The following is a 12,515-nucleotide window of genomic DNA, read 5'->3' as shown; positions in this document are numbered from 1 at the left end:
TCGCCACATATGAGTGTGGCGAGGGCTTTCCTGCCCCGGGTAGGGCCCGAATTGCTCTGCTACTTGAGTTCGGAGGACGACTTGCCGAGCACGCGACGTGCCACGATCAGCTGCTGGATCTGCTGCGTACCTTCGAAAATGTCGAGGATCTTGCTGTCGCGCGCCCACTTCTCGAGCAGCGGTCGCTCCGAATAGCCGTAGGTGCCCGCGAGCTCGACGGCCTTGAGCGAGACCGCGGTGCCGGTGCGGCCGGCCTTCGCCTTGGAGATCGAGGCCTCGAGCGAATTGGGCTTCTTGTTGTCGGCCATCCACGTCGCCCGCAGCGCGAGCAGGTAGGCGGCCTCCCAATCTGCTTCGAGAGCAAGGAATTCGGCGGCGGCTGCGTGCTGGTTGTTCGCCGGAACGTCGTAGCTGACCTCGACGCCTGCCTCGGACAGGATGCTGCGCAGTTCTTCGAGCGCGGCACGGCCGAGGCCGATCGCCATGCCCGCAACGATCGGGCGGGTGTTGTCGAAGGTCTGCATGACCCCGGCGAACCCCTGCTCGACGTTGACCTCGGGTGATCCGAGGATGTTGTCCTTGGGGATGCGGCAGTCCTGCAGCAGCAGCACCGCAGTGTCGGACGCCTTGATGCCGAGCTTGTGCTCGAGCCGGGCGACGCTCAGTCCGGGAGCGTCGCGTGGCACGACGAACGACTTGATCGCGGCACGGCCCTTCGACTTGTCGACCGATGCCCAGACGACGACATGCGAAGAACGCTCACCGGAGGTGACGAAGATCTTCTCGCCGTTGAGGACCCACTCGTCGCCGTCGAGGACGGCGGTGGTGGTCACGGCGGCGGAATCGGATCCGAAGCTGGGCTCGGTGATGGCCATCGAGGCCCACACCTTGCCGAAGCGTTCGAGCTGTTCATCGGTCGCGACCGCGGCGATGGCGGAGTTGCCGAGGCCCTGATACGGGATGGACAGCGTCAATCCGACGTCGCCCCAGCATGTTTCGATGACATTGAGGAGGCCGGCCATGTTTCCGCCGTTGGCATTGCTGCCGCTCGACTCCTTGGCTTTACCCTCGCGGCCGAGCGTTGCGCCTGCGGCGCCCTGGCCGGAATCGTTGAGCGCCTCGACCATTGCCGCCATCGTGTCCAGCTCGACCGGGTACTCGTGTTCCGCGAGGTCGTACCTGCGGGAGACGGGCCGGAAGATCTGAGCGGCGACCTGGTGGGCCTGATTCGCAGAAGCCTTGAGCTTCTTGGGAAGTTCGAGATTGATCATCACAGGTTCCTTGTGTGTGTCCGGGCCGCTCAGACGAGGACAACGCCCTCGGCGACGCCGATGGCGCGCAGGTCGCGGTACCAACGCTCGACGGGATGTTCCTTGGTGAAGCCGTGGCCACCGAGCAGCTGGACGCCGTCGAGGCCGATCTGCATCCCCTTGTCCGTCGCAAGCTTGCGGGCGAGCGCGGCTTCGCGGGCGAACGAGAGGCCCTGCTCGGCCCGCGCGGCACCGCGGAGGGTGACGAGGCGGAGCCCATCGAGCTCGATCTTGATGTTCGCCACCATGAATGCGACCGCCTGGCGGTGGCTGATCGGCTCACCGAATGCCTCGCGGTCGTTCACGTACGGCACGACGTAGTCGAGGACGGCCTGGCCGGTGCCGACGGCGAGCGACGCCCAGCCGAGGCGCGACAACCGCACCGCGTCGGCGTACTGCTCCGCGCGAATGTCCGGGTTCTCGTCGCCGAGGAGGGCCGACTGCGGTACTGCGACATCCTCGAGAAGGAGGCGGCCGAGGCCGGCGGCACGCAGACCCATGCTGGGGTCGGCTTCCACGACGACGCCCTTGCTCTTCGCTTCGACGATGAAGAACGACGGTTTGCCGTCGAGTTCCGCTGCCACGATGAACAGTTCGGCGCTACCGGCCGCTGGGACGAGGGCCTTGACCCCGTTGAGTCGGTACCCACTCGGGGACCGCACCGCCTTCGTGCGGAGCGCGAACGGATCGAACAGGGCGCGGGGTTCAGCGATGACGACGGAGGCCTGCGGCACGTCCTCGCCGGCGAACGCGGGCAGGTAGGTCTTCTGCTGTTCGTCGGTGCCCCACTCGGTCAGCGCCACCGCGACGCCGCTCGGCGCGAGGATCGGCAGCGCGAGGCCCATGTCGCCGTGTGCGAGGGCCTCGGCAACGAGACTGTTGGTGACGACCCCGCGTTCGGCTGCGGCACCGTCGAATGCTTCGGGGACGTTGACGAGCGTGATGCCGAGTTCCGCGGCGCGTGCAAGCAGATCGGCGGGTGCTGCTGCGGCAGCGTCGGCGTCGTGTGCGGCCGGACGGAGGATCTCGGCGGCGAACTCGCGCACCGTCTCCGCGATCATCTGCTGATCGTCGGTGGGGGTGAGGTCGAAATAGTCGGCGTTCTTCGTCGTAGCGAGACGCTCGGGGCCGTTTCCGCCGGACACCTTCTTGAACGTGCGGGTCGCAGCACCGAGGGTCTTGAAGCCGGTCTTGGTGGACTCGTACGTCACCCGGTCGATCGCCTGCCGGAAGTTGTAACGGTCGGCAAGTTCCGAGCCGGTGATTCGCGAGAGGACGCGCATCGCTGCTCCCATCGCGTCCCGCTTGATCGGGTTGAGGCCGACGGCGGACGTGTCGCGTGGGGTGTTCCGGGACACACTGTCTTGCTTGCTCATGATCACCAGAAGTTTCTTGTATCGGAGCGGACGAGAGCCGACCTTACTCTGGAGTAAGGTCGGCGTCTACTCTCTAGTAAGATCCGGGCGGGTCGGCATGGCGATACTGCCCGCGCAGCACGTGAATTGCGGCACGGGCGGTGGGGAATGGGCGTCAGGAATTCAGCCGCGAGAGCACTTCGTCCTGGAGCGGGCCGTTCGTCGCGACAGCGCTACCGCCATGCGGTCCCGCAGTGCCGTCGAGATTCGTGAACGCACCACCGGCCTCGCGGACGAGCACGTCGAGCGCTGCCAGATCCCACAGTGACACCTCGGGCTCGAGCGCGATCTCGAGTGCGCCCTCCGCAAGGAGGCAGTAGGAGAAGAAGTCGCCGTACGCGCGCACGCGCCACACATCGTCCGTCAGGTCGACGAACCGATCGCGGATATTGCGGTCATTCCATCCCGACAGGCTCGAGAAGCTCAGCGACGCAGACCCCAGCGAACGCACATCGGACACCGTGATGAGGCGTGGGTCGCCACCGTCGTGCGACGTCCACGCGCCGAAGCCTGCGCAGGCCCACCACCGGCGGCTCAGCGCCGGCGCGCTGACCACGCCCACGACCGGCACCCCGTCGACGAGAAGCGAGATCAGGCTCGCCCACACGGGCACACCCCGCACGAAGTTCTTGGTGCCGTCGATGGGATCGACCACCCACTGCCGGCCTTCGAAGACCGGTTCGCCCCCGAATTCCTCGCCCAGAATCGCGTCGCCGGGTCGTTCAGCGGCAAGTGTGCCCCGGATCAGACGCTCCACCGCGAGATCGGCATCGGACACCGGTGTCAGGTCGGGTTTGTCGTCGACCCTCAGATCCAGCGCTCCGAAACGGTCGCGGGTGAGTGCGTCGGCGGCGTCGGCAAGACGCAGTGCGAGGTCGAGATCGGCGGTGTAGTCGGTGGCCATGCGTCAGACGCTAGCCGCTAGCCGGTAGCCTAGAGAATCGTGCATCCCGATGTTTCCGCAGACCTGGCCGAGCTCGCGACGACCCTCCGGACGGTGGAGTCGGTTCTCGATGTGGAGGAACTGCGCCGCCGTATCGACGAGCTCGAACATCAGGCGGCGGATCCAGACCTGTGGAACGACCAGGAACACGCCCAGCAGGTCACGAGCCAGCTCTCGCATGCCCAGAGTGAGCTGCGCCGCGTCGAGGAATTGCGGCAGCGCCTAGAGGATCTGCCCGTGCTCTACGAGCTCGCCGAAGGCGAAGAGGGCGATGCCATGGCATCCGCGCTGGCCGACGCCGATTCCGAGCGTGAGACCTTGCGCGTCGATATCGAGGCCATGGAAGTGCGCACGCTGCTGTCGGGCGAGTACGACCAGCGCGACGCGCTCGTCAACATTCGCGCCGGTGCCGGTGGTATCGACGCCGCGGACTGGGCCGAGATGCTCATGCGTATGTACATCCGCTGGGCAGACAAGCACGGCTACGGCGTCGAGGTCTACGACACCTCCTACGCCGAGGAGGCCGGTATCAAGTCGGCGACCTTCGCGATCAAGGCGCCGTACACGTACGGCACGTTGTCGGTCGAGATGGGCACCCACCGGCTCGTCCGCATCAGCCCCTTCGACAACCAGGGCCGACGTCAGACCTCGTTCGCCGAGGTCGAGGTCCTGCCGGTGGTCGAGACCACCGACCACATCGACATCGACGAGAACGACGTCCGCGTCGATGTCTACCGGTCGTCCGGGCCGGGCGGACAGTCGGTCAACACCACCGACTCGGCGGTGCGCCTCACCCACGTCCCCACAGGCATCGTCGTCACCTGCCAGAACGAGAAGTCGCAGCTGCAGAACAAGGTGTCCGCGATGCGCGTCCTCCAGGCGAAGCTTCTCGAGCGCAAGCGTCAGGAAGAGCGCGCCGAGATGGATGCGCTCAAGGGCGACGGCGGCAGCTCCTGGGGCAACCAGATGCGCTCCTACGTGCTGCACCCGTACCAGATGGTCAAGGACCTGCGCACCGAGTTCGAGGTCAACAACCCGTCCGGCGTCCTCGACGGCGACATCGACGGCTTCCTCGAAGCCGGCATCCGCTGGCGCATGGGTGAAGATCAGAACCAGTAGTTTTGCGCTTCGCGGAGATGTTGTGATCGACGTCGTTCTTCTCAGGGAGGAAGAGCACTGTTTCCCTCGGGCATGATGTGGGACTGGCTGTCGTCGAGCGGTCTGCTGATCGCGCTGACAGTGTTGGGCGCGGTGCTGATCGCGCGGTTCGTGGCGTGGGTCGGCGGCCGGATCACCCGCAAGATCGACGACCGCTACACCCGATCCGACGATCTCGTGCGATCGGAAGCGACGAAGCATCGGCACTCTGTGGCACAGGTCGTGACATGGATCGCGATCTCGTTCGTGTACATCATCGCCACGCTCAAGGTCTTCGACTATCTCGCGCTGCCCATCGGCAGTCTCGTGGCGCCCGCGACGGTGGTGGGCGCCGCCGTGGGTTTCGGGGCCCAGCGCGTCGTGCAGGACATCCTCGCCGGCTTCTTCATCATCACCGAACGTCAGTACGGTTTCGGCGACACGGTGCAGATTTCGGTCACAGGATCATCCGAGGACGCTGTCGGCACCGTCGAGGACGTGACGCTGCGCGTCACCCGGGTACGCAGCGCCGCGGGTGAGGTGATCACCGTGCCCAACGGGCAGATCAACAAGGCCATCAACCTGTCGAAGGACTGGGCACGCGCCGTTGTCGACGTGCCGGTCCCGGTCAGTGCCGACATCTCCGCGGTCAACGAGATCCTGCGGGAGGTCGGGGTTGCCGCCTACAAGGAGGAGCGCGTGCGAGAGTTGCTTCTCGACGAGCCGAGCGTCATGGGTGTCGAGAGCCTCGAAGTCGATCAGGTCAGTGTGCGCATCGTCGCGCGGACCCTGCCGGGCAAACAGTTCCAGGTCGGCCGGCTGCTGCGCGCCCGCATCGCCGGGGCGCTCCGCGCGCAGGGCATCACCGTGACGCCGCAACTGGATACCGCCAGTGTCGTCGAACGATCGGAGACGTCGTGACCGACGAGCGGCAACGCCGCCCTGTCCGCATTCCGTCACGGTTGTTCGGCGGACGGGTTCGTACCGCGACCCTCGCAATGTGTCTTCTGTGGGCCGGGCTGTGGGTGTTGTACCTGACCCTCAACCAGCCGGTCGATCAGGCAGACCAGGTCGACGTACCGCAGCAGGCCGTCATCATCTCCGAGACGCCCTACGTGCCGTTCACACCACCCGCGCAGACGACCGAGCAGTGGTATCCGACCACCACGACCGAGATGCCATCGACAGAATCGCCCACCGTCACGACGACACCGGGCGAGACACCTGAGGCACCGGGCGACACGCCCGCTCCGGCGACCCGTACGCAGCCACCCACCGCGACCACGACCGACGCGAATCCCTTCCGATTGCCGCTGATCCCGGGACTCCCGGGATTCGACGGCGAATCGGGCACCGAACCGACCGGTGAACCGGGACAGTAGGTCACTTTCGGATAACGGCTAGCATGGCGTCGTGATCCGCCTGGAAAATGTGTCCAAGTCCTACAAGACGTCGACCCGGCCCGCCCTGGACGGTGTGTCCGTCGATGTGGGCAAAGGCGAGTTCGTCTTCCTCATCGGACCGTCGGGTTCCGGCAAATCGACGTTCATGCGGCTCCTGTTGCGGGAGGAGGCACCCACCAGCGGTGAGATCCACGTCGCAGATTTTCACGTCAACAAGCTGTCGGCGCGACGCGTGCCGAAACTGCGCCAGAACCTAGGCTGCGTCTTCCAGGACTTCCGGCTGCTGCAACGCAAGACCGTGGCCGAGAACATCTCCTTCGCGCTCGAGGTCATCGGTAAGCCCCGCTCCGTGATCGAACGGACGGTTCCCGAGGTTCTCGAACTCGTCGGATTGTCCGGCAAGGCAGGACGCCTACCCACCGAATTGTCGGGTGGCGAGCAGCAGCGTGTCGCGATCGCGCGGGCGTTCGTGAACCGGCCGCTGGTGCTGCTGGCGGACGAGCCCACCGGCAACCTCGACCCCGAGACCAGCCAGGACATCATGCTGCTTCTCGAACGCATCAACCGCACCGGCACCACCGTGCTCATGGCCACCCACGATCACCACATCGTCGACGCGATGCGACGTCGGGTCGTCGAGCTCGATCTGGGCCGCGTGGTCCGCGACGAAGCCCGCGGTGTGTACGGCGTGGGTCGGTAACCCAGTCGACCGTTCCGAGACCCGTCCATCCGGCAAACCGAAGGACCTACACACCCCATGCGCGCCAGCTTCCTGTTCAGCGAGGTCACCACCGGCCTGCGCCGCAACCTCACCATGACCGTCGCGATGATCCTCACCACCGCGATCTCGCTTGCCCTGTTCGGTGCGGGCCTGCTGGTCGTCCAGATGGCAGGCAAGACGCAGAAGATCTTCCTCGACCGTGTGGAGATACAGGTGTTCCTCACCGAGGACATCTCGTCGCTCGACCCGGAATGTGAGCAGGACATCTGCAGCACCCTGCGCACAGACCTGGAGAACACCGACGATGTGGTGTCGGTCCAGTACCTCAGCCGCGACGACGCCGTGGCCGACGCGACCGACCGCGTCTTCGCCGATCAGCCGGAACTGGCCGCGTTGGTCAGCCCCGAGAGCTTCCCCGCGTCGTTCAAGGTGAAGATGTCGGATCCGTCGAGTTTCGAGATCATCCAGACCGATTTTGCAGAGCGGCCCGGTGTGGACAGCGTCCTCAACCAGCAGGATCTCGTCGAGCGTCTGTTCGGCGTTCTCGGCGGTATCCGCAACGCCGCGTTCGCGATCGCGACCATCCAGGCCATCGCAGCGATCCTGCTGATCGCCAACACCGTGCAGATCGCTGCGTTCACCCGCCGCACCGAGGTCGGCATCATGCGTCTCGTCGGCGCAACCCGCTGGTACACCCAGCTGCCGTTCCTCGTCGAAGCCGTCGTTGCCGCGATCATCGGTGCTGCGCTCGCGATCGGCGGGCTGTTCGCCGCCAAGTCGCTGTTCATCGACGACATGCTCTCCGAGGTCTACGGCGCGAACATCGTGGCGAGAATCACCGACAGCGACATCCTGCTCGTGTCGCCGTTCCTCGTCCTCGTCGGCGTGGGTATGGCTGCGATCACCGCGTACGCGACGTTGCGCATGTACGTGCGTGAATAACGAGTTGTGCGGGTTCCTATGCTGGACTGTGTTCTTCTTCGACCGATCGTGAAACCTGAAAGGCCTGCACGTGAAGGAAAAGGGCCGGAAGGTCATCGCCACGAACCGTAAGGCGCGGCACAACTACGCCATCATCGACACGTACGAGGCGGGTATCGCGCTCGTCGGCACCGAGGTGAAGGCTCTACGGGAAGGTAAGGCGTCACTCGTCGACGCGTTCGCGACGGTCGACGACGGCGAGGTGTGGCTGCGCGGATTGCACATCCCGGAGTACGGGCACGGCACCTGGACCAACCATGCGCCGCGCCGGACCCGCAAGTTGCTGATGCACCGACGCGAGATCGACGCGCTCGTCGGCAAGACCCGTGAGGGAAACCAGACGTTGGTCCCGCTGTCGATGTACTTCTCCGACGGCAAGGTCAAGGTCGAGTTGGCGCTCGCGCGGGGTAAACAGGACTACGACAAGCGACAGGACCTCGCTCGCCGTACTGCAGAACGCGAGGTGACCCGCGAGCTCGGCAGGCGCGTGAAGGGAATGCGCTGACCGCGGTCCTCTTGGCTCTCGTGGCCGCAGTCGGCTACGGGATCAGCGACTTTCTCGGTGGTGTCGCCTCGCGGCGTGCCACGGCGCTGGCGTTCGTCGTGGCGTCGTATCCGCTGTCGCTGGTGATGGCTCTGGCGATCGCACCCTTCGCGGGCGGCGACGTCACAGCGAAATCCCTCGTCTGGGGTGCCGCTTCCGGCCTGTTCGGGGGCTTCGCGGTCTGGTGGTTCTACCGCGCCCTCGCGTCCGGCCCGATGTCTGTGGTGTCCCCGGTGACCGCGCTGCTGGTGGCAGGCATCCCGGCGCTCGCGGGCCTCGCCGCGGGGGAGCGGCCGGGGCCGCTCGCGGTCGTCGGAATCGTCGTCGCCCTCGTCGCGGTCGTGTTCGTCAGCCGTGAGTCGCAGGAGACCGTCGGTGGTGACGATCATCCGATCTTCACTCTTCGTGTCGCGGGGCTCACCGTGGCAGGTGGTGTCGCGTTCGCCCTCACGTTCATCTCGCTCGACCAGGTGCCCGACGGCACCGGTCTCTGGCCGCTGGTGATCCAGCGTCTGGCAGCGAGTGCGGTCGTGTGGGGTGCGGCGGTGGCGATGCGGCAGTTCTCGGGTCCGCCGCGGATGCTGTATCCGCATGTCGTGGCCGTTGCGCTGCTCGATGTCGTGGCCAATGCCGCCATGCTCTTCGCATTCCAGGGTGGGATGCTCTCGCTGGTCAGCGTTGTCGGTGCGCTCTATCCCGCGGCCACGGTGTTGCTGGCGCTGGTTGTGCTGGGGGAGCGGCTCGGTCGCGGCCAGTACGCCGGCATGGCGCTTGCGCTCACTGCCGTCGTGATGATCACCCTTGCGACCTGAGTTACTCCCGACAAGGCAGCGCTGTGATCGGCGTCATCGGCGCGGCGCCGAAAATGGGAATGACATCGGATGCGCGTGACGTTAGTATGGGTAGTCCTGCGAACGTCGCAGGCGCGTACGGGGCTGAACGGTTTCGACTACGTACGTTGAGTCAAGGGAAGCGTGTCGGTGCAGGCAAGAGACCACCGTAAGCGTCGCTGCAACCAATTAAGCGCCGATTCCAATCAGCGCGACTACGCTCTCGCTGCCTAAGTAGCGAAGCGTGTCTGTCAGTCCGATCTCGCCCTCGGGTCGGGTACTGGCATCAGCTAGAGGGCTTTACCTACCGGCTCGGTCGCGGAGTCGGATGGGACATCAAACAGTGACTGGGATCGTCATCACGGCTTGTTCGCGAGACCGGGAGATCCAAGCAGAGACATAGCGGACTGCACACGGAGAAGCCTTGGCAAGGCGGCGGAGGACCCGGGTTCGATTCCCGGCAGCTCCACCGAAACCCCGGGTGGGAGACCAGTTCAGGTCTCCCACCCGGGGTATTTTCATGGGTTCGCGAGCCCACCGGGCGCCGAGGTGCCGGACCGCCGATGCTCACGCGATCGGCAGTTGCGCTTGTCGACCGCGTCACTCGCAGCCGACACCATCGCCGTCGCGATCGAGATGAGTGCCGTAACCCGGTTGGCCGATCCGTACCGGAGCGGCTCCCGCATTCCGTGCCGCAGTGCAGTTCTTGTAGTACACGCTGGAGGGAGTGTCGGCCACCGGTGGTGGCGTGTACGCGGGCGGCGCTGTGTAGGCGGGCGGCGCTGTGTAGGCGGGTTCGGGTGGCGGCGTGTATGCGGGTGTCGGCTCGGTTGTCGCGGGAGCCGTGTAGGTCGGGTCCGGGGCCACATACGGCGTCGCGGTGGTCGTTGTCCGCGGTGCTGCCGGTGCGAGCGCCGGAACCGTCGTGGTCGAGTCGGGCACGAGCGATGTGGTGGTTGTGGTGGTGCGGGAGGTGGTGGTCGTGCGAGGGGTGGTCGTGGTGGGCGCTACTTCGGACGTCGTTGCCACGGCGGTGGTTGCGGGGGCCTGTTCGTCGGGGGTTCCGCCGGTCAGGGCTGCGACACCGAAGACTCCGACGGCAGCGGCCCCTGCGATCCACGGCCACCGACGACGCTTGGTTGCGGACGAGGTCTCCGGGTCGCCGGGGCGAGTGACGGCGCCGAACATCGTGGTCGGGTCGTTGCTACCGACGGGACGGGTGTGGTCGGTCCACTGCTGCCCGTCCCAGTATCGTTCGATATTCGGGTCGAAATAGGGGTCGGGATGCCAGCCGGCGGGTGGGTTCACAGTTGTTTCCGATCTCGAAGTTCACTTGGCGAGCTTGTCGTCACCCCCAAACGAACCGTTACAACTGTGGCCAGCGGTTACATGCACGTTCACGGACGGATTCGTCGTGCGACTACCTTCACCGCGGTGCATACGGCGAGCCCGCCTACGCGTTCCGACGCGGGCGGCCCAGGATGCCGCGCGTACGCACCCTGCCGCGGGCAAGATGGTCACCACACGCGTTCGACGAGGAGGACCCATGGCGCACGAACGAGCGGGACTGCAGGCAGCACCCGAGGACCTGGTGGATCTGGCGCACCTGGTGACCGCCTACTACACGATCCGACCCGACCCCGAGGACCCATTTCAGCAGGTCGCGTTCGGAACCTCCGGGCACCGCGGATCCAGTCTCGACGGCGCTTTCAACGAGCAGCACATCCTCGCCACCACCCAGGCCATCGTCGAATATCGCGCATCGCAGGGCACGACCGGTCCGCTGTTTCTCGGCCGCGACACACACGCGCTGTCCGAGCCCGCGTGGACGACCGCGCTCGAGGTGCTGATCGCCAACGACGTCTCAGTGGTGATCGATTCCCGCGATCGATACACACCGACCCCTGCGGTCAGCCATGCGATCCTGCGCCACAATTCCGGCGCCGGTGCGGCGGCGGACGGCATCGTCGTGACCCCGTCGCACAACCCGCCCCGCGACGGAGGGTTCAAATACAACCCGCCGCACGGCGGACCCGCTGACACCGACGCCACCTCCGTCATCGCCGCCCGCGCCAATGAACTCCTCGCCGTGGGCCTCGCGGCAGTCAAGCGTGTTCCGGCAGCGGACGCACTGGCCGCGGCCGGTCGCTACGACTTCCTCGGCACCTACGTCGACGACCTACCGAACATCGTGGACCTCGAAGCGATTCGGGCCGCAGGCCTGCGGATCGGGGCCGATCCGCTCGGCGGCGCCTCCGTCGATTATTGGGGCGAGATCGCCGACCGGCACCGTCTCGACCTCACTGTCGTCAACCCGCTCGTCGACGCCACCTGGCGATTCATGACACTCGACACCGACGGCAAGATCCGGATGGACTGCTCGTCGCCGAACGCAATGGCCTCGCTCATCGGTGCTCGCGACAAGTACGACCTCGCGACCGGAAACGACGCGGACTCGGACCGTCACGGCATTGTCACGCCCGACGGCGGTCTGCTCAACCCCAACCACTACCTCGCGGTGGCCATCGACTACCTCTTCCAGAACAGGCCGGGCTGGTCCGAGAGCAGCAAGGTCGGCAAGACACTCGTGAGTTCGTCGATGATCGATCGGGTCGCAGCGGGGCTGGGACGCGACCTGCTCGAGGTACCGGTGGGGTTCAAGTGGTTCGTGCCGGGCCTGCTCGACGGCAGTCTCGGATTCGGGGGCGAGGAGAGCGCGGGGGCTTCGTTCCTGCGTCATGACGGGTCGGTGTGGTCCACCGACAAGGACGGCATCGTGCTCGCGTTACTGGCCGCCGAGATCACCGCGGTGACCGGTGCGACACCCTCTCAGCGGTACGCCGAACTCGCCGGCCGATACGGAAATCCGGCCTACGCGCGAGTCGATGCGCCTGCGACACGAGAGCAGAAGGCGATCCTGGCGAAACTGTCGCCCGAGCAGGTGAGCGCAACCGACCTCGCCGGGGAGAAGATCACCGCGACACTCACTGCCGCACCCGGCAACGGCGCAGCGATCGGTGGCCTGAAGGTGACGACCGAGAACGCGTGGTTCGCGGCGCGGCCCTCCGGCACCGAAGATGTGTACAAGATCTATGCCGAGTCGTTCAACGGCCCCGAGCACCTCGCGCAGGTGCAGGCCGCGGCGCGTGAACTGGTGTCGTCGGTCTTGGGCTGAGGAAGCTGCGCCAGCCGGGCTCGAACCGGGCCTGGTCGTGCGCGTCGCTAACATTG

General features: G+C 66.1%; 12 protein-coding genes and 1 other RNA gene. 9 read left to right on the top strand and 4 right to left on the bottom strand.

Translation table 11 applies throughout. The features are described 5' to 3' along the window. Positions 1-59: 59 nt before the first annotated feature. The 3 genes from ACFWCF_RS10985 to ACFWCF_RS10975 form a co-directional block, all read right to left on the bottom strand. Positions 60-1,271, bottom strand: coding sequence for an acyl-CoA dehydrogenase family protein (locus ACFWCF_RS10985; RefSeq protein ID WP_378493038.1), 1,212 nt, complete (start codon positions 1,269-1,271; stop codon positions 60-62). 29 nt (positions 1,272-1,300) lie between these two features. Next, positions 1,301-2,692, bottom strand: coding sequence for an acyl-CoA dehydrogenase family protein (locus ACFWCF_RS10980; RefSeq protein ID WP_378560823.1), 1,392 nt, complete (start codon positions 2,690-2,692; stop codon positions 1,301-1,303). Positions 2,693-2,840: 148 nt separating this feature from the next. Continuing rightward, a complete protein-coding gene (locus tag ACFWCF_RS10975; protein WP_378560820.1) occupies positions 2,841-3,629 on the bottom strand; it encodes an inositol monophosphatase family protein in 789 nt (262 codons plus the stop codon). A gap of 39 nt (positions 3,630-3,668) precedes the next feature. Between ACFWCF_RS10975 and prfB the strand changes: the two genes are divergently transcribed. The 8 genes from prfB (at position 3,669) to ssrA (ending at position 9,756) form a co-directional block, all read left to right on the top strand. Next, positions 3,669-4,787 carry a peptide chain release factor 2 gene (prfB, locus tag ACFWCF_RS10970; protein WP_378560817.1) on the top strand — a complete coding sequence of 373 codons (1,119 nt, stop codon included), beginning with the start codon at positions 3,669-3,671 and terminating at the stop codon, positions 4,785-4,787. Between the two features lie 72 nt (positions 4,788-4,859). Then, the gene (locus ACFWCF_RS10965) at positions 4,860-5,726 is read left to right on the top strand and encodes a mechanosensitive ion channel family protein (RefSeq protein WP_378560814.1); all 867 of its coding nucleotides are present in this window, start codon (positions 4,860-4,862) and stop codon (positions 5,724-5,726) included. Continuing rightward, positions 5,723-6,187 carry a hypothetical protein gene (locus ACFWCF_RS10960; protein ID WP_378560811.1) on the top strand — a complete coding sequence of 155 codons (465 nt, stop codon included), beginning with the start codon at positions 5,723-5,725 and terminating at the stop codon, positions 6,185-6,187. The genes ACFWCF_RS10965 and ACFWCF_RS10960 overlap by 4 nt, the downstream gene beginning before the upstream one ends. A 31-nt stretch (positions 6,188-6,218) precedes the next feature. Next, positions 6,219-6,908, top strand: coding sequence for a cell division ATP-binding protein FtsE (gene ftsE / locus ACFWCF_RS10955; RefSeq protein WP_378493032.1), 690 nt, complete (start codon positions 6,219-6,221; stop codon positions 6,906-6,908). A gap of 57 nt (positions 6,909-6,965) precedes the next feature. Further along, on the top strand, positions 6,966-7,871 hold the full coding sequence (gene ftsX, locus ACFWCF_RS10950) for a permease-like cell division protein FtsX (RefSeq protein ID WP_378493031.1): 906 nt from the start codon (positions 6,966-6,968) through the stop codon (positions 7,869-7,871). 70 nt (positions 7,872-7,941) lie between these two features. Then, the gene (gene smpB, locus ACFWCF_RS10945) at positions 7,942-8,415 is read left to right on the top strand and encodes an SsrA-binding protein SmpB (protein WP_378493030.1); all 474 of its coding nucleotides are present in this window, start codon (positions 7,942-7,944) and stop codon (positions 8,413-8,415) included. Further along, positions 8,412-9,266, top strand: coding sequence for an EamA family transporter (locus ACFWCF_RS10940; protein ID WP_378560887.1), 855 nt, complete (start codon positions 8,412-8,414; stop codon positions 9,264-9,266). Before smpB ends, ACFWCF_RS10940 begins: the two co-directional genes overlap by 4 nt. 119 nt (positions 9,267-9,385) lie before the next feature. Continuing rightward, positions 9,386-9,756, top strand: a transfer-messenger RNA (tmRNA) gene (ssrA, locus tag ACFWCF_RS10935). 128 nt (positions 9,757-9,884) lie between these two features. Here the strand turns inward: ssrA and ACFWCF_RS10930 are convergent. Then, a complete protein-coding gene (locus ACFWCF_RS10930; RefSeq protein WP_378493029.1) occupies positions 9,885-10,592 on the bottom strand; it encodes an excalibur calcium-binding domain-containing protein in 708 nt (235 codons plus the stop codon). Between the two features lie 238 nt (positions 10,593-10,830). Between ACFWCF_RS10930 and pgm the strand changes: the two genes are divergently transcribed. Further along, entirely contained in the window at positions 10,831-12,459 is a 1,629-nt protein-coding gene (gene pgm, locus ACFWCF_RS10925; RefSeq protein ID WP_378560809.1) for a phosphoglucomutase (alpha-D-glucose-1,6-bisphosphate-dependent), read from the top strand. Positions 12,460-12,515: the final 56 nt, after the last annotated feature.

Origin of the sequence: Rhodococcus sp. NPDC060090 (genome assembly GCF_042729855.1) — a bacterium.
Lineage (GTDB): Bacteria > Actinomycetota > Actinomycetes > Mycobacteriales > Mycobacteriaceae > Rhodococcus.
This window is presented reverse-complemented; position numbering and strand designations above follow the sequence as displayed.